A 22019-nucleotide genomic window follows, 5' to 3' on the forward strand; every position below is an offset into this window, starting at 1 on the left:
GGCCTAGGGCAGGCGGGCAGGCGCCTCGTCGGCCTGCAAACCGAGCAGCCATTCGCGCCAGATCGCCACCAGCAGCGCCATGAGCACCGGGCCGACGAACAGGCCAACGATGCCCATGGTCTTGACGCCGCCCACCAACCCGAAGAACGTGGGCAGGAACGGCAGCTTCACCGGCCCGCCCACCAGGCGCGGGCGCAGCGTCTTGTCGACGATGAACAGCTCGATCGACCCCCAGGCAAACAGCGCCACGCCGGCCAGCGCCTCGCCCGAGCCCACGAGGTAGAGCGACACCAGCGTGAACGACAGCGGTGCCCCCCCGGGGATCAGCGCCATGAAGCCGGTGATCACGCCCAGCAGCACCGGCGAAGGCACCCCCGCGATGGCATAGGCCACGCCCAGCACCACGCCCTCGCCCAACGCGATCAGGCCCAGCCCGGTGACGGTGGCGCTGACCGTGGCCGGCACCACGCGTGAAAACCGCTGCCAGCGATCGGGCAGCAGGCGCTCGCCCACGGTATCGATCTGCGCCCCGATGCGTGCGCCGTCCTTGTAGACGAAGAACAGCGTGATCAGCATGAACAGCACCAGCAGCAGCAGCCCGAACAGGTCGCCCGTGGCCGTCAGGGCCACGCGGTAGATGTTGCCCAGGTGCTGGCCGCTGAGCAGTTGGATCCACTCGCCCAGCGCGTGCGGTTCGCCCAGGTGGTCGCGCCAATACGCGGCCAGTTGCGCGCCCACCAGCGGCAGCGACTCGATCCACTGCGGCACCGGCGCGCCGCTGCGATTGGCCTCGATCAGCCAACGCAGCAGACCGCTGGCCTCGCGGATCGCGTAGTGCAGCGCCAGCGACAGGGGCACCACCAGCACCACCAGCACCACGACGATGGCCAGGCTGGCCGCCAGTGTGGTGTTGCCGCGGCAGGCCTTCACCACCTTGCGGTACAGCGGCCAGCTGGCAAAACCGATGATCAGGGCCGCCAGCACCGGCACCAGGAAACCGCGGAAGAAATACACCCCCGCGGCCAGGATCAGCAACAACAGCGCACGGGTGATGAGGGGAGTCTGAAGCACAGGGGGCATGCGGTCATTCTGACACGGGGCCCAGCACCGTCCGGGCCCAGTCCGGCAGCGCCGGCGCCTGCCACACCAGCGCGCCACTGCGCAGCCGGGCCACCAGGCGCGGCGGCTGAAACGGCTCGCCGGCCGGCACCGAGGTGTCGTAGAGCAGCGCCAGATCGGCGCGGCGCACGGCCACGCCCAGGTGCTTCACCGTGCGGGGGTAGCGCGAGAGGATGCGTTCGGGCGGCACCGGGTGCCCGCCCTCGTCCACCCGCCGCGCGACGCGGCCCGGCAACTGCGCCGGATCGTCCACGCACACCACCAGCAGCACCACGGCGAACCCGGCCCGACGCGCTGCTGCCATGAGATCGAGCTTGGATGTGTGCGAAAACACCGTCTCGCTGGCGAAGGCAAGCCCGGCGGCCAGGCAGGCCTGGCGGCGCTCATCGGCCCATTGCCGCGCCAGGGCCGAACGCTGCTGGGGATCAGCCACGTGCCCGAGGTGGGCCGCTTCGTACAGATCGGCATTGACGAACTCGGCCTCGGCGGGGATCAGACCTTCGGCCACCGCAGCCCGGTACAGCGTCGATTTGCCCGCCCCGTTCGGGCCTGCGAGCAGGAAGAAAACCGGTCGCGCCACTGAACCTCTCAGGCCGCTCGCCGCAACACGGCCCGCTGCCGGTTGGCCTCTACCGTGGCGCGCACGGCCTGCACCAGCCGGCCACTGGCCTCCGCCGCCACGAAGCGCGCTTCCAGCGCGTCCAGGGCCTCATCGGCCACGGGCTCTGCTGGCAGCTTCTCCTGTGGAATGCCGCGCTGCGCGTCGTGCTGGGCAATGGCCTCCAGCGCGTCTTGCGCCGTCAGGCCCGAAGCCTCGACGATGCGCCCCAGCGTGGCCCAGTATTCGATCTGCCCGGCCACCGAGCGGCGCATGGGCTGTGCCGCCTGGCGCGCCTGGTGCACCAGGTCGGACGGCAGTTTGACCGAAGCGAAGGCAGCAGAAGTCATGGCAATCTCCTTTATGGCGCATTTTGCGCCATAAAGGACCATTCTGGCAAAGCGGATAATCGCCGCTTCTTCAGAGGAGGCGCCATGAAAAAACAAGGCACCGTGGTGCGCTGGGAAAGCGCCAAAGGTTTCGGGTTCATCCGCAGCGGCCAGACCACGGCCGATGTCTTCTTTCACATCCGCGATTACCGGGGTTCCGAAGCGCCTGTGGTCGGGCAATCGGTCGGCTTTGAAGAAATCGTGGTCGGGGGCAAGGGCCCGCGCGCCATGGACGTGCATCCTGCGGGCATGCCGGCAAGCGGCATGCCTCGTCCGGCCGCCCGCCGCCCGTCCACCACGAGCCGCCCGCCGCCGGCACCCCGCCCCACGGCGCCGCGTCGGCCTCCACCACCCGCCAGCCCACGAACGGACACGACCGGGGTCGCGCTCGGCCTGATGTTGCTCTGGATCGCGCTGCTGGGCCTCGGGGTCTGGCGTGGGCAACTGGGCTGGGTGCTGCTGCCCGCGCTCCTGGGCCTGAACCTCATGACCTTCTTCCTGTACTGGCAGGACAAACACGCCGCGCAGCACGGGCAGTGGCGCACGAAAGAAAACCACCTGCATCTGCTGGCGTTGCTCGGCGGCTGGCCAGGTGCCTGGCTGGCGCAGCGGGTGCTGCGTCACAAGACGGTGAAGGCCCCCTTCGTCTTGGGGTACTGGGCCACCGTGGGCCTCCACCTGGTTCTGCTGGCGCTCTGGGTCTTTGCGCCCGAGGTTGGCCCGCTTCTGGGGCCGCTGGCCGGGCGCTGAAGCGCTTGTTACTCAGTTGCTGCCGAACAGGCGCGCCAGGAAACCGCGCTTCTTTTTCTGCTGCAGTTCGCGCAGCAGTTCTTCCTTGATCTGGGCCTTGAGGTCGGCGTCGCCCCGGCCCACGTTCTTCAGGTACACCTTCACCGAATCGGCGTAGCTCTTGTCGTCGCTGCGGATGTGGTTGAACAGCCAGCGCGAAAGCATGGCGTGCAACTCGTCGGCAACGTCTTCGCCCGCCTCGAAGCGCATGCGGTAGTCGGCCACCTTGCGGGTGAACAGTTCGTGCACCTTCTTGTGCGGGCCGCTGTACATGTAGCCGGCATCGACCATCAGCGCCTCTTCAAAGGCGAAATGCGAGAGCGTGTAGTCGATCGCCTCGTCGATCACCGCGCCCACGGCCGCGCGGTCGTGTTGCTCGCGGGCGTCGTAGAGCTGGTTGATGTATTCGACGATGCGCTTGTGCTGCCCGTCGATTTCGGTGATGCCCGTCTCCAGGTCGGGCGTCCAGTTCAGGTGTGCCATGGAAAGTCCTCCAGCGCGCCGCCTGAAAAAATTGGCGCCGCGCTTAAGGAAAAATTGTGGCTGACCTGTAAGCAAACGTGAGGGCTATCACACCGCTTCATGACTTATCTCAAGCCCGGCCCCGAATTGCCGACAGCCGGACGGCCGAGGCGCCTGGAACTGTGGGGTCAATGCCGCAACCGATAGACTGCGCGGCTCCTTGCCCATCGTCCCTTGCCTTGATGACCTCCCTCTTCTCTCTGTTTCTGGTGCTTCTCGCGGTGGGTCTGGTCTCCATCATCTGGCGGCTCGCCTCCCGCCGCCAAAGCCTGCCCTGCCCGTCCTGGCTGCGTTGGCTGGTGGAACTGGACAACCCCTTCACCCAGACCAACCGGGCCGCGTTCATCGTCGACACCCTCGAACTGACCCCGGGCATGGTGGTGCTCGACGCCGGGTGTGGCCCAGGGCGACTGACCGTTCCTCTGGCCCAGCGCGTGGGCCCCGACGGCCGCGTGGTGGCGCTGGACATCCAGGCCGGCATGCTGGCGCGGGCCCAGGCCAAGGTGGCTGCGGCCGGGCTCACGCAGGTGGACTTTGTGGCCGCCGCCCTCGGCAATGCCCAGTTGCCCGCCGACCACTTTGATCGGGCGGTCCTGGTCACCGTGCTGGGCGAGATTCCCGATCGCGCCAGCGCGCTGGCTGCGCTGTTCGCCAGCTTGAAGCCGGGCGGCGTGCTGGCGGTGGTCGAGGTCATCTTCGACCCCCACTTTCAATCCCGTCAGACGGTTGCCCAGTTGGCGGCATCGGCGGGCTTTCAGGAAAGCGCATTTTTCGGGCACCGGCTGGCTTACGTCATGCATCTGACCAAACCGGCCGCCGCGCAAGCCGGTGCCTGAACAGCACCAGACACCGCTTGCCCGCCATCATCGGCAGCCCAACGACCCGATGGCCGAACCACCGGGAACCGTGGGGCGGTCAATGCCGCAAGCGGCCCCGCTCGTACCAGGCCGCGCTGCGGTTCACCACCGACACCACCCACAGCATCACCGGCACCTCGATCAGCACGCCCACCACGGTGGCCAGCGCCGCGCCCGACTGGAAGCCGAACAGGCTGATGGCCGTGGCCACGGCCAATTCAAAGAAATTGCTCGCGCCGATCAGCGCCGACGGCCCGGCCACGCAATGCGCCACACCCAGGCGGCGGTTGAGCAGGTAGGCCAGGCCCGAGTTCAGCACCACCTGAATCAGGATCGGCACCGCCAGCAGCGCGATCACCAGCGGCTGACGCAGGATGGCTTCGCCCTGGAAGGCGAAGAGCAGCACCAAAGTCAGCAGCAACGCCACGATCGACCACGGGCCGAGCCGCGCCGCCACGGTCTGCAGACGTTCGGCACCGCCGCGCAGCAGCCACGCCCGCAGCAGTTGGGCCACGATCACTGGCACCACTATGTACAGCCCCACCGACATCAGCAGCGTGCCCCACGGCACCGCGATGGACGAAAGCCCGAGCAGCAGGGCCACCAGCGGCGCAAAGGCCACCACCATCAGCGCGTCGTTGAGCGCCACCTGTGACAGCGTGAAATACGGATCGCCCCGGCACAACTGGCTCCACACAAACACCATCGCGGTGCAGGGCGCGGCCGCCAGCAGGATCAGGCCCGCCACGTAGCTGTCGATCTGGTCGGCCGGCAGCAGCGGCGCAAACAGGTGGCGGATGAACAGCCAGCCCAGCAGCGCCATCGAAAACGGCTTGACCGCCCAGTTCACGAACAGCGTCACGCCGATGCCACGCCAGTGCGCCCGGACCTGCCCGAGCGCGCCGAAGTCGATCTTCAGCAGCATGGGAATGATCATCACCCAGATGAGCACGCCCACCGGCAGGTTCACCTGCGCCACCTCCATCGCACCCACCGCCTGGAAAACGCCGGGCAGCCACTGGCCCAGCGCGATGCCGGCGACGATGCACAAGGCCACCCACACCGTCAGGTAGCGCTCGAAAAAACCCATGGCCGGCTGAGCGGCCGCTGCCTGCGCGCCGCTCATGACGCCGCCAGCCCGCGTGCGCTGGCCTGCAGCGCCATGCGCTCCAGGCGTTCGGGCGGCAGGCTGACCAGCAGATCCAGCCGGCGGCGGATCGCGTGCAGCGTCAGGCGGAAAGCTTCCAGCCTGGCGGCCTCGTCACCCGGCGCTTCCGACGGGTCGGCGTAACCCCAGTGCGCGGTGGCCGGCTGACCCGGCCAGAACGGGCACACCTCGCCGGCCGCGTTGTCGCACACGGTGATCACCAGGTCCATGTGCGGCGCATCGGGCTGCGCGAACTCGTCCCAGCTCTTGCTGCGCACATTCGCCGTAGCGATGCCGGCGGCATCGAGCACTTTCAGCGCCAGCGGGTTCGGCTGCTGGTTTTCGCGCGGCTGGCTGCCGGCCGAAAAGGCGCGAAAGCGCAGACCGCCGATGTGGTTCAGCACGGCCTCGGCCAGGATGCTGCGCGCCGAATTGTGCGTGCACAAAAACAGCACGTTGAGCGTGGGAGGAGAAGCGTTCATGGATCGAAACCCCGTCAAAGAAGAGAAAAGATTCGGAGACAAAAGCGGAAAAAACGCCCTGCGCTCAGCAGGCGCAGGCCCGCGCCTGGCCATTCACCTCGCAGGCGGCGCCCTCGCAACAGTTTTCGCTCAGGTAGGCCAGCAGCGCGTTCATCGGGCCGAACGCGGCGCGGTAGATCAGGTTCCGGCCGCTGCGCTCCTGCGTCACCAGACCCGCGTGCGTCAGTTCTTTCAGGTGGAACGACAGGCTGGGCGCCGGCACCTGCATCTGTTCGGTGAGCGCGCCGGGCGTCAACCCCTCAGGGCCGGCCACCACCAGGGCACGGAACACCCGCAGGCGCAGGGGCTGGGCCAGCGCGGCCAAGGCTTGAACCACTTCGTTTTCTTCCATATTTTGATAATACTTGAAATATGGAAATTTATGATGACAGTGGTGTGACACCAAGTACCAACCCTAGCGCAGCAACGTCGCCATGTAACAAGCCACCCCAGTCCGGATGCGCATAACGGGTGCTTATCCCGCGCTCATAATGCGAGCCAGAATCATTTAAAGATGGAGGATGAATGACTGTCATACGCAGCAAAGGCAGATTACTGGTGATGTCTCGGCGCCTCTTGCTTCTTGCACTGTTGAGCCCATGGGCTACGCAGGCCGGCAACCTGACAGACATGCCACTTGGCCAGAACGCGAGTGCAGTGCCCGCCGATCCAAGTGACGAGCAGGCGGCACAGGCCAGGGCCGCGAAAACTGTTCGCGCTACCAAGTCGCTTCCAGGACTCCCTGAGAATGCCGACCTCATACCCGTTTTTGAAGCGCAAGAAGGTAAGGTCAAACCATTCGGGTCTTTCGCCGTACCCAAAACGCGTGCCTCGCTGACTCATCAAGGCATGTCGGTCTATCCGCGCCTCGCCCAAGATGCGAACCTGTCTGGCCAAGTGAGCGTCATGGTCTACATCGATGTCCGAGGCGCCCCATACAAAACGGCAGTGGTATCACGACAGCCATCTCATCTGTACTTCTTCGACGATGCTGCGCGTCTGGCAGCCATGCAATCCCGTTTCGAACCGGCGAGAAATGACCAAGGAGAAGTTGTGGAGGATGCTCGCATCATGCCGATCGTCTTCACCGCTGCCGACGGAGCGGCACCTGCTCAATGTCGATTGGACAACCACATTGCTGTGGAATATCCCCAGGCTGCTCGAGAGCAAGGTATTGAAACCCGCATGCTCATGGCCGTTCCAGTAAACCCTTCCGGCCAAGTCGATGCAAAAGGCGTGGTCATTCTTTCCCGAGGAGCGCAACCCACCGGACTGTTTGATGACAGCGCACGCCACGCGGCATCCAATGCCCGCTGCAGCCCCAGCGTGCGAGATGGGCAGCCTATCGACGGCTGGGGAATCATCGAAGTGGAATATGCCCTGACACAGAAAGCGCGGCGCGCCCCACCCGTGCTGCCCCCGAATTCTCCGATCAAAAACGTCCATTCAGGAGAGCTTCCCAGCTATCCCGAATTTGCACGGCGTGCCGGATTGGAAGGCTCGGTTTTGATGGAAGTCGACATACATTGGAAAAGTGGCAAGCCTTTGGCAACCCGTATCGTGGACCGCAAGCCCTACTACATGGTTTTTTTCGACGAGACGGCGCGACGATGGGCCATGGAACTGCGCCAAGTGCCGGAACTCCTGCCGTTGGCAGAGCAGGCCGAATCCCCTGATCAAAATGGATTCACGACCATTGCTGTTCCCATTAACTTCAAACTGGATCGAGATCGACAAGACCACAGTCAAGTGCGTTGTGATCTCACACAAGTAGCGAATCCTCCGGACACGGCACGAATTCTGGGCAAAGAGGCGCGCGTCTTGGTTGCGGTCTCTGTAGACGAGCGAGGCCGCATCCAGAAAGACAGAAGCAAGGTCGCATACAGCCTGCCGGCAGATGCAGTGATATTCCATGACAACGCGATTGCAACGGCCAACCAAGCTCGCTGCAAGCCCTCGAGTTTTCGCGGCGTCAACGTGCCGGGGTTCACGTTCATCGAAGTTCCCTTCACCTTGAGGCCCAGTGTGATCGTTGAAACCGGAGATACACAGTGAACGTGGCTGGACCGGCAGCGTGCAACTGACATCACGTCCGGCCAGTGCTACCCAAGCTCGACGCTTGCCGATTAGTGTTCAGCCCTGTGCGCCGAAGGCACGCACTATGGCAATGCATCAACGTCAAACGCCTCGACATCAAAAGTGTCGAACGTGACCTCGCCGAAATCGCTGGGGTCAAGCTGCTTGCGAGCGCGGGTGCCATGGATTCGATCCGTGGCCGCCTCATCGACGCCCACCAAGCGCCAGCCGCCGGTCTGGACATGCGCAAAGCGGAATTCGATGGACCAGATTTCCCGCGAGCCCCCCTCAAAGCGGAGCGTGAACGCGCCGGGATCGGTGCGAATGGTTCGGAAGGGATCGCCCATCGCGCCGCCACAACGGCCACAAAGAACGGCACGGGGGTTAGTGGCTGCGACGCGCAGGCGGCCTGAGGGTTCGCGCAAGAGAACGCTCAACACCCTGGGTGCGTCCGCTAGCGACGCCGACGGCGCGTAGACCAGCAGCACGTCGTCACGGCCATCGGCATTGACATCGCCGCGAAACACCGACACCAACGTCGCCGCGTCTGGCACAAAAGGTCGCCACTCGGCACCGCCCCGCTCATTCGCGGCCAATGTTGAACAGCCCACGAATGTCACCGAACAGAGCGCCCACATCGCGTAGGCCCACAACCTGCTGAATGCATTGCCCGAAAGCCACCGCATATTCATCCCCCTGACTGGTCTATCTGCTGATTGGTTGGGGATGGTAGCTGACGGCGATACGGGGGAGGTAATGTGTACGCCTGAACCGTCTTTCGCCAAAAGGCGTCAGCCATTGCCCTGTCAGTGGTCATTTCTTCGGCGCCACGCTGCGACAGCAACAAGACCCGCGACCAGCACAAATATGAGCGCTTGGCGGTGCGTGGCTGGCGAGACTTGCCGCTCATTGGCCAGCATGATCAAAAAGGCTTCTACATCCGCCCCGCGCATGTCGCGCGGGTGCCGCATGCCACCCTGTTGAGCGGACCACAGAACAAAAAACTGAACGCAATACAGGTAGGCCTTTTCGGTCTTGAGGCTATAGTGCAGATACCGAATGCGCTCACGAACCTGATCTAACAAGCGCTTGGACACCAGCGGCTGCACGTCGGCGACTTTGTCGGTCCTGTTATACCTGTTCATATAACCAGCACATGAAGACAAGTACATGATGTCAAAAGATATTTCAGCCTCGGTACCGCCACGTTATCCGCCTGTCTCCGGGCATATCCGGTGATTCGGCGACTACATCAAAGTTAGGCGTCGCAAAACTATCTATCCTCATGCTCACAAGAATCCTCTTCGCCCTTCTAGCGCCGGCATGGCTGTATCAGATTCCCTTAAGCAATCGGATGATTGATTGGCACGGCAAGGCAATAGGCGGGGCAAAGTACATCGACCACATGGGTGTTCGGGGCTACATCACAGCGGTGCAATTGCTGATGGTCCTAGCCGTCATCACGGCGGTGCTCCTTGCTGCCACGGCCATGTGGCCCAGGTTGTCGAGGAAAGCCATCTTTGGCTCCGCCGCTGCTTTCTCGATCGTCGCCGTAGTCGCGTGGTTTCCAGCAATTTCAAACGGAATAGGTCTCATGCGGGCTCTTGTGTTCCCATATGAGATGCGCAGCGAGATCTATCTCATGTTGTGCCTAGCCGCGGGCACACTACTTCTTTCTCTGCTCCCCCTTCACCGCGAGACGCCTCTCAAGAAACACCAGATAACTGATTGATTTTCATGGTGCTTTTAAGCGGTGCTGTCGGAGGGCACGAGTTGCATGCCCATGGTCTTGGCCTTCTGAGCGAGGTTGTGCAGGACGCGCTGGCGGTAGCGCTCCTCGAAGTAGTCCTGCCCGCGGTCGGTGTACTCCTGGCCGTGGGTGAGCATGGCGTAGATCAGACGGGCCAGCTTGTGGGCCGCGGCCGTGACGGCCTTGGGTTTGTCCATGCGGGCACACATGCGCCGGTAGTACGCGCCCAGCGCCGATTGGCTCGAACGCAAGGCGGCCGCAGCCAGTCGCAGCGCCTGGGCCGCGCGGTTGGCGCAACGCTTGGTCTTGCCGCTCATGACCTTGCCGCCGGTGATCTTGGTGCCCGAACACAGACCCAGCCAGGAGGCAAAGTGCTTGTCGCTGGGGAACTTGCCCATGTCGGCCCCCACCTCGGAGACCACCACCAGCGCGGTGGTCACGTCGATACCGTCGATACGGGTGAGGTCCACGCCGCACATCTGGAAGAGCTGGGTGCGCAGATCGAACTTCGGGGCATTGCGGGCGCGCCCGCGCTTCTTGCCCTTGGCCGGTTCGTCCTCGCGCACATGCAAGGCCTGCAACTGCGCCTGGATCTGCGCATCGCACTCGGCCAGTTGGGTGCCACAGAAGTCAAACGCATCCAGGGCCTGCTTCAAGGCAAAGAGGTGCTCGGCGCGCCAGGAGCCTTGCAGACCCTGGGCGATCTGATCCTCGCTGGCGCGGATGCGCGAATTCTTCAGGCGCGCCAGGGCCAGTCCATCGCGCTCGCCCGCGACGATGGCGCGCAGGATCTTCTGGCCCGTCTCGCCGGCCACGTCGGAGATGACGTTGGCCAGCTGAATGTTCATTTGCGTCAGGGCCTTCTGCATGTGCTGCACGAAACGGCCCTGGCTGCGCAGCAGCATGGTGCGCTGTCGGCTGAGCGAGCGCAGCACGCAGACCTGATCGGTCGGGCGGAAGGCACCGCGCAGCAGACCAAAGCTCATGAGCTGCTGCAGCCACTGGCAGTCCAGCACATCGCTCTTGCGGCCCGAGACGTTCTTGACATGGCGCGCGTTGACCAGCAGCACCGTGAAGCCGCGCAATTCGAGCAGTTCGTACAAGGGGATCCAGTAGACCCCGGTGGACTCCATGGCCACCGTGTCCACGCCACAGGCGTCGAGCCAGTCGGCCAGGCGGTGCAGGTCGGCGGTGAAGCTGGCGAACTCGCGCACGGGTTCATCATCGCGGTCCGCAGGCACGGCCACGAAGTGAGCAGCGCTGCCGATATCGATACCGGCAGCATTGGGATGGGTCAGGGAGATGGCCGACTGTGTGGTGGGCCGCTTGCGTTGAGCCATGGCATCCTCCATCATGAGAAGTGGAACGTGGCACCGGCTCGGGTACGTCGTCTTGATCACTCTCTCAAACGGGATGCCTGTGCAAGGCGTCAAACGCCAAACGCAGGCTCACCAATGTCGATGACGCAGCCCATGACCACGCTAACCCGCGGGCAATGTGCACCATTGCTACATCGGTCTTCGCCGGTGCTGCGTTCCACCTTGCCATATTCAGCAGGCCAACGCCACGTGTTTCTTCGGAACGATTTGCGGCGCGGGCGGGCCGATTACTTCGCTAACCCAGCCTATGTGGACTCCCCCTCAATGGCAAGAGCCTGACCGATTTTGGGGGCCGTTGGGTAAAGCACCTGAGTCGTATATCCGGCATCTGGAGTGGACTCTGTTGGCCCTCAGCAGCCCAAAGCCACCCGGCTTACCGCCCTTTAACCCCGGCCCTTGGCGGCAGCCCAGTGTGCTGGGTCAGGATGCGCCCTTTGACCGGCGCCTTGCTGCCGCCGGCTTTCGCCCCTGAAGTGCCGCCCTTCCCCGCGCCACCCGTTTTCACCACCGCCGCCGCGCGTTCGCTGGCCTTGGCGCCACCGGCGCCCGGCGTGCTGTTTTTGCGCCGGGCGCTCTGGTAGCCGCCATCGGTCACCGGCTGGAAGGTCGGGATCAGGTGGTGTTTGCCGTTGCCGATCAGGTCGGCGCGGCCCATGGCCTTGAGCGCTTCGCGCAGCAGCGGCCAGTTGTTGGGGTCGTGGTAGCGCAGGAAAGCCTTGTGCAGGCGGCGGCGTTTCTCGCCGCGCACGATGTCGACCGTTTCGCCGCGTCCACCCGGCCCGTTGTCGCGGTGTACGCCCTTGAGCGGGTTCAGGCCCGAGTGGTACATGGCCGTGGCGGTGGCCATGGGGCTGGGGTAGAAGGTCTGCACCTGGTCGGCGCGGAAGCCGTTTTTCTTCAGCCAGACGGCGAGGTTCATCATGTCCTCGTCGCGCGTGCCAGGGTGCGCGGCGATGAAGTACGGGATGAGGAACTGCTTCTTGCCGGCCTCTTCGCTGTACTTCTCGAACATCGTCTTGAAGCGGTCGTAGGTGCCGATGCCGGGCTTCATCATCTTCGACAGCGGGCCACTCTCGGTGTGTTCGGGCGCGATCTTGAGGTAGCCGCCCACGTGGTGCTGCACCAGTTCCTTGACGTATTCGGGGCTCTGCACGGCCAGGTCGTAGCGCAGGCCGGAGCCGATCAGGATCTTCTTGATGCCCTTGAGGGCCCGCGCCCGGCGGTAGATCCTGATCAGCGGGTCGTGGTTGGTGGTGAGGTTCTGGCAGATGCCGGGGTAGACGCAGCTGGGCTTGCGGCAGGCGGCTTCGATGGCGGGGCTGCGGCAGCCCAGGCGGTACATGTTGGCGGTGGGGCCGCCCAGGTCGGAAATGACGCCGGTGAAGCCGTCGACCTTGTCGCGGATGTCTTCGACCTCCTTGATGATCGAGTCTTCCGAGCGGCTCTGGATGATGCGGCCTTCGTGTTCGGTGATCGAGCAGAAGGTGCAGCCGCCGAAGCAGCCGCGCATGATGTTCACGCTGAAGCGGATCATTTCCCAGGCCGGGATCTTGGTCGCGCCGTCGTGGCGGCCGTGTTCGTCGGCGTAGGCCGGGTGGGGGCCGCGCGCGTACGGCAGGTCGAACACGTAGTCCATCTCGGCCGTGGTCAGCGGAATCGGCGGCGGGTTGATCCACACGTCGCGGGCCGTGGCGCCTTCGCCGTGCGCCTGCACCAGCGCGCGGGCGTTGCCGGGGTTGGCTTCCACGTGCAGCACGCGGTTGGCGTGGGCGTAGAGCACCGCGTCGCTTTTGACCTGCTCGTAGCTGGGCAGGCGGATCACGGTGCGGTCGCGCGGCAGCTTGGCCACGCCGCCCGCACCCTGCGGGCGGTGGATGGTGATGGGTTTGACCTGCACGACCTGCGCTGAGGCCGCGGCGCCTTCTTCCTTGGAACAGCTCTGGCCTTGCGCCTGGGCCTGTTCGCTGGTGGTCTGGTAGGGGTTGATGTGGTCTTCGATGTGGCCGGGCGTGTCGACCTCGGTCGAATCCAGCTCGATCCAGCCTTCGGCCGTCGGATCGCCCGCGCGGCGGATGAAGGCGGTGCCGCGCACGTCGGTGATGCTCTCGACCGGCTCCTTGCGCGCCAGCCGGTGGGCCACTTCCACCAGCGCGCGTTCGGCGTTGCCGTACAGCAGCAGGTCGCACTTGGCGTCGACCACGATGGAGCGGCGCACCTTGTCGCTCCAGTAGTCGTAGTGGGCGATGCGGCGCAGGCTCCCTTCAATGCCGCCGAGCACGATGGGCACGTCTTTGTAGGCCTCGCGGCAGCGCTGGCTGTAGACGATGGCGGCGCGGTCGGGCCGCTTGCCGCCCACGTCGCCGGGGGTGTAGGCGTCGTCGCTGCGGATCTTCCGGTCGGCGGTGTACCGGTTGATCATGGAATCCATGTTGCCCGCCGTCACGCCCCAGAACAGGTTGGGCTTGCCCAGCGCCTTGAAGGGCTCGGCGCTCTGCCAGTCGGGCTGGGCGATGATGCCGACCCGAAAACCCTGCGCCTCCAGCACGCGGCCGATCACGGCCATGCCGAAGCTGGGGTGGTCCACATAGGCGTCGCCCGTCACCAGGACGATGTCGCACGAATCCCAGCCGAGCTGCTCCATTTCCGCGCGGCTCATGGGCAGGAACGGGGCCGTGCCGAAGCGCTTGGCCCAGTACGGGCGGTAGCTGGTCAGCGGTTTGGCGTTGCGCGCGAAAAAGGAAACGTCGATGGGCGCGTTCATGGACGCTTTCTTCGGAAGTGGGGCGAGGGCTGGCGGGCGGAAAGACCTGCGAGTGTAGGTTTTTCAGGCCAACCTGCGCCAGCGAAGGGGCTCCCGGCCGCCGTTCGGGCGCGTGGCCGGCACGCGGATGCCGCTGCCGGGCAACACCCGGGCGGGCCGGCGTGATTGAATAGAGGGCTGTCTGCCCCGGCCGCCATGCTGCACCCTCCCCGCGCCTATCTCTACCTCGACGCCGTCGCCCGCGCCGGCTCCATCCGCAAGGCGGCCGAAAAGCTGCATGTGGCGTCCACCGCGCTCAACCGCATGATCCTGGAGCTGGAGGAACAGGCAGGCACGCCGCTGTTCGAGCGCCTGCCCCGCGGCGTGCGCCCCACAGCAGCGGGCGAGGTGCTGATCCATGCCGTGCGGCGCTCGCTGGCCGACCTGCGTTCGGCCGAATCGCACATCGAGCAGTTGCGCGGGCTGGTGCGCGGCACGGTGCGCGTGGGCTGCGCCGAATCGGTCGCCACCGACCTGATTCCCAGCGCCGTCGTGCAGTACCAGGCCCAGCACCCGGGGGTGCAGTTCCAGGTGGTGTCGGGCGTGACCAACCACCTGGTCGGCCTGCTGGGGCAGGATGAGGTGGAACTGGTGCTGGTGCACGACCCGGCGCCCAGCGACGACCTGCACGTCATCAGCCGGCTGCACCAGCCGCTGTGCGCCATGGTGCGGCCGGACCACCCGCTGGCCGGGCGCGAAAGCCTGCGCCTGGCCGAATGCCAGCAGTACCCGGTGGCGCTGGGCGACCGCTCCTTCGGCAGCCGGCGCCTGCTCGACGCGGTGATGGACCGCTCGCGCCTGTCGATGCGGCCGCTGATCGAAGCCAGCACGGTGCAACTGCTCAAGGAGTTCACGCGCCAGACCGGTGCCATCAGCTTCCAGTTCCAGATCGGCACGTTGCAGGAAGTGCGCCGCGGCGAGCTGGTGTCGATCCCGCTGACCGATTCGGCCCTGGGCCGCAGCGAACTGGTGCTGGCGGTGCGCGACAGCCGCCGCCTGCCCATTGCCGTGCTGTCGTTCATCGAACTGCTGGTCAGCCGCCTGGCCGAACTCACCCCCTGAGCCCGGCGGGCCATCCGGGTCCGCACCAGTGCACACATTTTTCTCTCACCCTGAGAGAAACATTGAGCTTCCAGGCAGCAGTCGGATTCCAGATACTGGACCCATGAACCGCGCCGACGCCGCTTTTTCCCCCCGCATGCTGCAGGTCTTGCGCCTGTCCATGGCCCATCCCGGCGACCTGTCGGCGCTGGCCGCCCTGCTCGATGCGGGCCGGGTGCGGGCCGAAGACGTGGTCGCCGTGATCGGCAAGACCGAGGGCAACGGCGGCGTGAACGACTTCACCCGCGGCTACTTCACCCAGAGCCTGATGCACCTGCTGGGCCAGCACCTGGGGCGCGCCCCGGCCGATCTGGTGCGCGAGCTGCCCTGCATCCTCTCCGGTGGCACCGAAGGCGTGCTCTCGCCCCACTACAGCGTGTTCGTGCGCGGCCCGGCCCCGGCCGATGCCCCCGCCGGCCCGGCCCTGGCCATCGGCCGCGCCTTCAGCCCGGTGACGCCGGCAGCCGATATCGGCCGCTGGGCCCAGGTGCGTGCCGTGGCCGACGCGGTGCGCGCCGCCATGGCCGATGCCGGCATCACCGACCCGGCCGACGTGCGCTTCGTGCAGGTCAAAGGCCCCTGCGTCACCGCCACACGGGCCGCCGCCGCGCTCGCCGCCGGGCAGACCGTGGCCAGCGCCGACCCCAACCGCTCCATGGCGCTGTCGCGCGCGGCGGGCGCTTTCGGTGTAGCGCTGGCGCTGGGCGAAATGGCCGACGATGCGGCGCTCGAAGCCGGTTTGCTGACCCGTTTCGACCTCTGGTGCGGGCGTGCCAGCGTGTCCACCGGCGTGGAGGTGGAAGCCAACGAGGTGGTGCTGCTGGGCCACAGCCCGGCCTGGCGCGGCCCGCTGCGCATGGCCTGCGAACCCATGGCCGACGCCATGGACCTGCCCGCGGTCACGCGCGCCCTGGCCCAGTTGGGCCTGCATGCCCGGCCGCAACTGGCCGACGAAGACCGTGCCCGCGTGGCCGCCGCCCTGGTCAAGTGCGAGCCCGACCGCCGCGGCCAGGTGCGCGGCGCGCGCCACACCATGCTGGACGACACCGACATCAACGCCCAGCGCCATGTGCGCGGCGCCGTGGGCGGCCTGGTGGCCGGCGCGCTGGGCGACGGGCGCATCTTCGTCTCGGGCGGTGCCGAACACCAGGGCCCCGACGGCGGCGGCCTGATCGCCGTGATCGCGGAGGTGGCATGAGCCCGCCCTGGTGGCAGCTCGACGCCAGCGCGCTGGGCCAGGCCTACCGCGACGGCGCGGTCACGCCGGTGCAGGCGCTGGCCTCGCACCTGGACCGGTTGGCCCAGGTGCAGCCGGTCATCAACGCCATGGCCTGGGTCGACGCCGAAGGTGCCGGCCAGGCGGCCGCAGCCAGCGCCGCCCGCTGGCAGGCGGGCCAGCCCCTGTCGCCCCTGGACGGCGTGCCCATCACCGTCAAGGACAACATTCCCGTGGCCGGCCTGCCCTGCCGCTGGGGCAGCCGGCTCTACCAGGACCACGTGCCCGAGCGCGACGAAACGCCCGTGGCCCGGCTGCGCGCGGCCGGCGCCGTCATCCTCGGCAAGACCGCGGTGCCCGAATTCACCCTGCAGGGCTACACGCACAGCCCCGTCACCGGCACCACCGGCAACCCCTGGGACCCGGCGCTCACACCCGGTGGTTCCAGCGGCGGTGCGGTGGCCAGCCTCGCGGCCGGCGTGGGCGCGCTGGCCATCGGCACCGACGGGGGTGGCTCCATCCGCCGCCCGGCCGGCTTCACCGGGCTGTATGGCTTCAAGCCCGGCTGGGGCGTGGTGCCCCGCCAGGACGGCCTGCCCGAGATCCTGCCCGGCATGGAAGTCATCGGCCCCATCACCCGCAGCGCGCGCGACCTGGCGCTGGTGCTGGCGGTGATCGGCGGCGACGTGGCGGAACCCTGGGCCCCCGAGCCTGCGCCGCCGGCAGGTCTGCGCATCGCCTACTGGCGCGACATCGCCGGCTCGCCGGTGGACCCGGCCATCACCGCCGTGGGTGACGCCACCGCCGAGCGCCTGCGTGCGCTCGGCCATGCCGTGCACACCACCGCCGCGCCCGACGCCGTGCAGGCCTTCAACCAGCGGGCCTGGCCGGTCATCAGCAGCACCGGTCTGGCCCACGTGCTGCAGACGCACGATCGGCTCGACCGGCTGACGCCGGCCCTGGCCGACATGCTGGCACGCGGCCGCGCCGGGCGTGCCACCGACCTGTTCGCCGCACAGGCCCTGGTGCGGCAATTGCAAGCCGCTCTGGCGGATGTGTTCCGTGCACACGATCTGGTGCTCACGCCCACTTCGGCGGCCCTGCCCTGGCCGGCCGACGAGCCGCACCCCGCACACATCGCGGGCCAGGCCGTCGACGGGCGCGGGCATGCGGTCTTCACCGCCTTCGTCAACGCCTGCGGCCTGCCGGCGCTGGCCCTGCCTGCGGGGTGGGCGCAGCACCTGCCCGTGGGCGTGCAACTGGTGGGACCGACCGGGTCCGACGCGCGGCTGATCGCCCTGGCGCCAGCCTGGGAAGCCGCCAACGACCCGGCCGCCCCCCGGCGCTGGCCCCTGCACTGAATACCTGCCCTTTGGAGAAACCGCGAATGTCCCGTCCCCTGAAAGTCCTGATCATCGGTGCCGGTGTGGCCGGCGCCATCCTGGCGCGGCGCCTGGGCGCCCTGCCGGCGCTGTCGGTCACCTGCCTGGAGCGGGTGGCGCCCGACGACCACAGCGAGGCCGGCACCGGCCTGAACGTCGGCCCCAACGCGATCAAGGCGCTGGCGATCTGCGACCCCGAACTGGCCGAAGCCGTGACCGAGGCCAGCCTGCCCTGGCAAAGCTGGCGCGTGGCGCTGGCCGACGGCACGGAACTGTTCGACCTGCCGCTGGCGCGCGTGGCCGACAACGACGGCATCCGCATCCGCTGGTCGGAGCTCTACCGCATCCTGCGCAGCGGCGCGGAACCCCACATCCGCTACGGCTGCGAGGTGACCGGCATCGGCCCCAGCGCCCTCGACCCGCGCCAGACGCGCGTGACCTGGACGGAAGACGGCGCCCACCACGAGCTGGACGGCATCGACCTGCTGATCGGCACCGACGGCCGCTACTCGGCCACCCGCGCGGCGTTCTCGGGCCTGCCCAAGCCCAGCCATGTGGGCGTGACCATCCTGCGCATCCTGGTGGACGACACCAGCAACGGCCTGGTGGACGACTACACCCAGTGGTTCAACCGCCACCACCGGCTGCTGGCCTTCCGCGTGCCGCCCCACCACATCTACATCGCCGGCACCTACCCGATCGATGCCGACACCCCGATCCCCGACGACTGGAAGACCCCGCAAGCCATGCGGCAGGCCTTTCTGCCCGAAAACGGTGCGCCCTCGCCGGCCGTGCAATGGCTGGTGGACGCGCTGTGCACCCATGCCGACGAGGCCCACTGGGCGCGCATGCAGGAATCCGAGGTGCGCTTCACCGAACCCGAGCGGCAGGTGCTGTACCTGGGCGACAGCGCCCACGGCATGGCGCCCACCCTGGGCCAGGGCGCGACGCAGGCGATGGAAGACGCGAGCTGCGCCGCGCTGCTGATCGAAGCGGCGGTGCAGGCCGGCCAGCACGACGTCCGCGCCTGGCTCCAGGCGATTGACGCAGCCCGCAGCGACCGCATCCGCTTCGCGATGGACCTGTCGGTGCGCGCCACCGACACGCTGCTGCAGAACGCCGACCCGGTGGCGGGCGCGCGCTGGAAGACCGAAGACCCGTTCATCGACGACCTGTCGCGCCTGTTCCGCGACGTGGCACTCGGGACCCAGCCATGACCACGCCTGCCGCCGCAGCGCCCGCCGGCGACGGCGCGCTCACCCTGGGCCTGTTCCACCTGGCCATCAAGACCGAGGACCTGGCCCTGACCCGCGCCTTCTGGTGCGGCGTGATCGGTCTGCGCGACGTGCCCCGGCCCGACTTCGGCTACCCCGGCGCCTGGCTGGCCTGCCCGCAGCCGGGGGGCCAGGCCATCATCCATGTCTATGCCGGCGGCCCGGCGCTGGGCGGGCTCGACCACGTGCCCAGCGGCACCGCAGCCATCGACCACGTGTCGCTGGCCTGCGCGGGCTACCACGCCTACCGCGCGCGCTTCGTGGCCGCGGGCCTGGACTGGCGCGAATTCCTGGTGCCCGGCACCACGCTGTGGCAGTTGTTCGTCTACGACCCCAGCGGCGTGCAGCTGGAACTGACCTTCGACGGTGCGTCCGAAGCCGGCCCGCCGCCCGACATGGGCGAAGCGCGCGTCTACCGCGCCGGCCTGTCGTTTTTTGCCGCTGCCACCTACCCCCGCCAACCCCTTTTGTCACTTCACGGAGAAACCCGCCATGCAACGCGCTGACTTCCTTTCCCTCACCGCCAAGGGCCTTGCCGCCGTGGCGCTGTCCGCCGCCCTGCTGCCGCTGGCGCACGCCGCCGACAAGGTGCGCTTCGGCGTTTTCCCTTCCAGCGCGGCGCTGCCGTTCTACATCGCCCAGAACCGGGGCTATTTCAAGGACGTGGGCCTGGAGGTCGAAGAGATCCCCATGAACAGCCACCCGCTGACCGTGCAGGCCATCGTCGCCGGCAACATCGATGGCGCGGCCAACCTGGTCACGCTCGAAGGCGCCAACATGGAATCGCGCCGCCCGAAGACGCTCAAGTACATCTCGCTCAACGGCCAGAACAGCCAGCACGTGATCGAGCAGTTCGTGGTCAAGGCCGCCAGCCCGGCCAAGTCGCTCAAGGACTTCAAGGGCGGCTTCAAGCTGTTCTCGGCGCCCGGCCCGGCCAACATCGGCGCCGCCCGCGCCGTGCTCAAGAAGATCGGCCTGACCGAAGGCACCGACTTCACCATCCAGGAGCAGCCCATCAACATGCACACCAGCGTGCTGCAGGCCGGTACCTTCGACGGTGGCTACGCGCTGGAGCCCGCCGCCACCATCATGGTTGGCCAGAAAATCGCCCGCCGCGTGGAAACCGGCGTGATCGCCACCCACCTGCTGGGCAGCCAGAAGGCCAGCGCCTTCGCCGCCGGCGCCGTGCTGTCGGACAAGTTCATGGCCGAGCACCCCGACGTGGCCAAACGCTTCACCGAAGCCTGGGCGCGCGGCGTCCAGCAAGCGCAGAGCGACAGCAGCACGCGGGGCTACCTGATCGCCGGCATGAAGGTGCCGCCGGAGCTGGCCGCCATCGTGCCGCTGCCGCGCATCGTCATGGCCAAGGACCTGAGCGCCGCCGACACCGCCGATTTCCAGAAATTCCTGGATCTGGGCGTGGAACTGGGCGTGATCAAGGAGAAACTGGACAGCAAGGCGCTGCTCAAGGCCTTCTGAACGCCCCCGACGAACCCGACGACCCATGCGAGTGTTGCCCTCGATGAACGAATCCCCCCTTTCGCCCACCCCACCCGAGGGCGCCTCGCACCGGTGGTACCCCGCCGGTACGCACATCACGGTGCGCGGCCTGACCAAGCGCTTCGACGGCGTCACGGTCTATGAAAACTTCGACCTGGACATCGCCAAGGGCAAGATCACCTCGGTGTTCGGCCCCAACGGCTGCGGCAAGAGCACGCTGATCAACATGATCTCGGGCATCCTGCCGTACGACGGTGGTCAGATCCTTTTCGAAGGCAAGGAAGCCTACGAAACCCGCATCGGCTACGTGTTCCAGAACTACCGCGAGGCGGTGTTCCCCTGGATGCGCGCGATCGACAACATCCGCTATCCGCTGCAGTTCCTGGACCTGACCAAGACCGAGCGCCAGACCCTGCTGGACAGCGTGGTCAACAGCTTCGACGTGTCTTTCGACCTCAACCGCTACCCCTACCAGATGTCCGGCGGCCAGCAGCAACTGGTGTCCATCATGCGGGCGCTGGTGGTCGAACCCGAGGTGCTGTTCCTCGACGAGCCGTTTTCGGCGCTGGACTACGAAATGGTGCTGTTCCTGCGCGGCATCCTGCAAAAGGTGCTCAAGGAACGCGAGGTGACGACGCTGCTGGTGTCGCACGACCTCGACGAAGCCGTGCTGCTGGCCGACGAGGTGCTGCTGCTGACCAAGCGCCCCACCCGCGTCGCCGAACGGCTGGTGTTCGATGCGCCGCGTCCGCGCGATGCCGAGACCACCGTCACCCCCGCGTTCGTGCAAACCAAGACCCGGGCCCTCGAAATCTTCCGACGCGAGGTGCGCGCATGAACGCCCCCCACTGGCTCCACCGCCTGCGCCCGCTGCTGGGCGCGGTCATCCTGATCGCCGCCTGGGCGCTGATCCACGCCGCCGGCGCCGTCGACCCGGTGCTGCTGCCCTCGCCCACCGAAGCCGCCCAGGCGTTCTGGAAAGGCATGACCGAAGGCACGCTGGGCGCGGACTTCGGCAAGACCATCGTGCGCACGCTCAGTTCGTTCGCCATCGCCATGGTCATCGCCGTGCCGCTGGGCATCGTGCTGGGCGCCTCGCAGCGCCTGTACGAGTCGATCGAGTTCGCCATCGACTTCTTCCGCTCCACGCCGGCCTCGGCCATGTTTCCGCTGTTCCTGGTGATCTTCGGCCCCGGCGAAACCACCAAGATCGCGGTGGCGGCCTTCGGCGCCGCGCTGGTGATCCTGTTCAACGTCGCCTACGGCGTGATGGGCGCGCGCAAGCAGCGCCAGCTCGCCGCCCGGGTGATGCGCGCACCACGCTGGCGCGTGCTGACCGACGTGACGCTGCTCGAATCCATGCCGCAGGTCTTCGTGGGCATGCGCTCGGGCGTGTCGCTGGCGCTGGTGATCGTCATCGTGGCCGAAATGTTCATCGGCTCCACCGACGGCCTGGGCCAGCGCGTCATGAACGCCCAGATGATTTTCGACATGCCCGAGATGTACGCGGCCATCTTCGCCGCCGGCGCCCTGGGCTACGTGATGAACCTGCTGTTCCTGCTGGCCGAACGCCGTTTCGTGCACTGGGGTGGCAAATGA

23 protein-coding genes are annotated in these 22019 nt (G+C 66.9%); 12 read left to right on the forward strand and 11 right to left on the reverse strand.

What is annotated here, in order from left to right; all coding sequences use genetic code 11:
- Positions 1-3: 3 nt before the first annotated feature.
- Genes L0977_RS11375 through L0977_RS11385 form a run of 3 tightly spaced genes read right to left on the reverse strand, consistent with a single transcriptional unit; the run spans position 4 to position 2067 of the window.
- Positions 4-1080, reverse strand: a complete 1077-nt coding sequence (locus L0977_RS11375) for an AI-2E family transporter (protein ID WP_234264980.1) — start codon at positions 1078-1080, stop codon at positions 4-6.
- 4 nt (positions 1081-1084) lie between these two features.
- Complete coding sequence (locus L0977_RS11380; protein ID WP_234264981.1) at positions 1085-1699, reverse strand: AAA family ATPase; 615 nt, start codon at positions 1697-1699, stop codon at positions 1085-1087.
- An 8-nt stretch (positions 1700-1707) separates the two neighbouring features.
- The gene (locus L0977_RS11385; RefSeq protein ID WP_234264982.1) at positions 1708-2067 is read right to left on the reverse strand and encodes a ParD-like family protein; all 360 of its coding nucleotides are present in this window, start codon (positions 2065-2067) and stop codon (positions 1708-1710) included.
- Positions 2068-2151: 84 nt separating this feature from the next.
- Here L0977_RS11385 and L0977_RS11390 point away from each other — a divergent pair, with 84 nt between their 5' ends.
- Positions 2152-2856, forward strand: a complete 705-nt coding sequence (locus L0977_RS11390) for a DUF1294 domain-containing protein (protein ID WP_234264983.1) — start codon at positions 2152-2154, stop codon at positions 2854-2856.
- A 12-nt stretch (positions 2857-2868) separates the two neighbouring features.
- Here the strand turns inward: L0977_RS11390 and L0977_RS11395 are convergent, their stop codons facing one another.
- A complete protein-coding gene (locus tag L0977_RS11395) occupies positions 2869-3378 on the reverse strand; it encodes a bacteriohemerythrin (RefSeq protein ID WP_234264984.1) in 510 nt (169 codons plus the stop codon).
- Between the two features lie 221 nt (positions 3379-3599).
- Between L0977_RS11395 and L0977_RS11400 the strand changes: the two genes are divergently transcribed.
- A complete protein-coding gene (locus tag L0977_RS11400) occupies positions 3600-4253 on the forward strand; it encodes a class I SAM-dependent methyltransferase (RefSeq protein ID WP_234265052.1) in 654 nt (217 codons plus the stop codon).
- A gap of 79 nt (positions 4254-4332) precedes the next feature.
- Here L0977_RS11400 and arsB read toward each other — a convergent pair whose 3' ends face one another.
- The 3 genes from arsB to L0977_RS11415 form a co-directional block, all read right to left on the reverse strand.
- Positions 4333-5400 carry an ACR3 family arsenite efflux transporter gene (arsB, locus tag L0977_RS11405; protein WP_234264985.1) on the reverse strand — a complete coding sequence of 356 codons (1068 nt, stop codon included), beginning with the start codon at positions 5398-5400 and terminating at the stop codon, positions 4333-4335.
- The gene (locus L0977_RS11410) at positions 5397-5903 is read right to left on the reverse strand and encodes an arsenate reductase ArsC (protein ID WP_234264986.1); all 507 of its coding nucleotides are present in this window, start codon (positions 5901-5903) and stop codon (positions 5397-5399) included. Before L0977_RS11410 ends, arsB begins: the two co-directional genes overlap by 4 nt.
- 64 nt (positions 5904-5967) lie before the next feature.
- The gene (locus L0977_RS11415) at positions 5968-6294 is read right to left on the reverse strand and encodes an ArsR/SmtB family transcription factor (protein ID WP_234264987.1); all 327 of its coding nucleotides are present in this window, start codon (positions 6292-6294) and stop codon (positions 5968-5970) included.
- 173 nt (positions 6295-6467) lie between these two features.
- Here L0977_RS11415 and L0977_RS11420 point away from each other — a divergent pair, with 173 nt between their 5' ends.
- Positions 6468-7997, forward strand: coding sequence for a TonB family protein (locus tag L0977_RS11420; RefSeq protein WP_234264988.1), 1530 nt, complete (start codon positions 6468-6470; stop codon positions 7995-7997).
- A gap of 104 nt (positions 7998-8101) precedes the next feature.
- Here L0977_RS11420 and L0977_RS11425 read toward each other — a convergent pair whose 3' ends face one another.
- Entirely contained in the window at positions 8102-8710 is a 609-nt protein-coding gene (locus L0977_RS11425) for a hypothetical protein (RefSeq protein ID WP_234264989.1), read from the reverse strand.
- 114 nt (positions 8711-8824) lie between these two features.
- Entirely contained in the window at positions 8825-9190 is a 366-nt protein-coding gene (locus tag L0977_RS11430; protein ID WP_234264990.1) for a phage integrase N-terminal SAM-like domain-containing protein, read from the reverse strand.
- Positions 9191-9372: 182 nt separating this feature from the next.
- Between L0977_RS11430 and L0977_RS11435 the strand changes: the two genes are divergently transcribed.
- A complete protein-coding gene (locus tag L0977_RS11435) occupies positions 9373-9750 on the forward strand; it encodes a hypothetical protein (RefSeq protein WP_234264991.1) in 378 nt (125 codons plus the stop codon).
- A 14-nt stretch (positions 9751-9764) separates the two neighbouring features.
- Here the strand turns inward: L0977_RS11435 and L0977_RS11440 are convergent, their stop codons facing one another.
- Together L0977_RS11440 and L0977_RS11445 are read right to left on the reverse strand one after the other, a co-directional pair.
- Positions 9765-11108, reverse strand: a complete 1344-nt coding sequence (locus tag L0977_RS11440) for an IS110 family transposase (RefSeq protein ID WP_234264992.1) — start codon at positions 11106-11108, stop codon at positions 9765-9767.
- Between the two features lie 412 nt (positions 11109-11520).
- Positions 11521-13908, reverse strand: a complete 2388-nt coding sequence (locus L0977_RS11445) for a YgiQ family radical SAM protein (RefSeq protein ID WP_234264993.1) — start codon at positions 13906-13908, stop codon at positions 11521-11523.
- Between the two features lie 195 nt (positions 13909-14103).
- Here L0977_RS11445 and L0977_RS11450 point away from each other — a divergent pair, with 195 nt between their 5' ends.
- The 8 genes from L0977_RS11450 to L0977_RS11485 all read left to right on the forward strand — a co-directional run bounded on the left by L0977_RS11450 (position 14104) and on the right by L0977_RS11485 (position 22019).
- Positions 14104-15009, forward strand: coding sequence for a LysR family transcriptional regulator (locus L0977_RS11450; RefSeq protein ID WP_234264994.1), 906 nt, complete (start codon positions 14104-14106; stop codon positions 15007-15009).
- A 103-nt stretch (positions 15010-15112) separates the two neighbouring features.
- Complete coding sequence (locus L0977_RS11455; RefSeq protein ID WP_234264995.1) at positions 15113-16246, forward strand: ring-opening amidohydrolase; 1134 nt, start codon at positions 15113-15115, stop codon at positions 16244-16246.
- A complete protein-coding gene (locus tag L0977_RS11460) occupies positions 16243-17625 on the forward strand; it encodes an amidase (protein WP_234264996.1) in 1383 nt (460 codons plus the stop codon). Before L0977_RS11455 ends, L0977_RS11460 begins: the two co-directional genes overlap by 4 nt.
- A 26-nt stretch (positions 17626-17651) precedes the next feature.
- Positions 17652-18863, forward strand: a complete 1212-nt coding sequence (locus tag L0977_RS11465; RefSeq protein ID WP_234264997.1) for an FAD-dependent monooxygenase — start codon at positions 17652-17654, stop codon at positions 18861-18863.
- The gene (locus L0977_RS11470) at positions 18860-19426 is read left to right on the forward strand and encodes a glyoxalase (RefSeq protein ID WP_234264998.1); all 567 of its coding nucleotides are present in this window, start codon (positions 18860-18862) and stop codon (positions 19424-19426) included. Before L0977_RS11465 ends, L0977_RS11470 begins: the two co-directional genes overlap by 4 nt.
- Entirely contained in the window at positions 19413-20399 is a 987-nt protein-coding gene (locus tag L0977_RS11475) for an ABC transporter substrate-binding protein (protein WP_234264999.1), read from the forward strand. The genes L0977_RS11470 and L0977_RS11475 overlap by 14 nt, the downstream gene beginning before the upstream one ends.
- A 43-nt stretch (positions 20400-20442) precedes the next feature.
- The gene (locus L0977_RS11480; protein ID WP_234265000.1) at positions 20443-21258 is read left to right on the forward strand and encodes an ABC transporter ATP-binding protein; all 816 of its coding nucleotides are present in this window, start codon (positions 20443-20445) and stop codon (positions 21256-21258) included.
- Entirely contained in the window at positions 21255-22019 is a 765-nt protein-coding gene (locus L0977_RS11485; RefSeq protein WP_234265001.1) for an ABC transporter permease, read from the forward strand. Before L0977_RS11480 ends, L0977_RS11485 begins: the two co-directional genes overlap by 4 nt.

The organism is Hydrogenophaga sp. NFH-34 (genome assembly GCF_021401345.1).
Taxonomy (GTDB): Bacteria; Pseudomonadota; Gammaproteobacteria; order Burkholderiales; family Burkholderiaceae_C; genus Hydrogenophaga; species Hydrogenophaga electricum.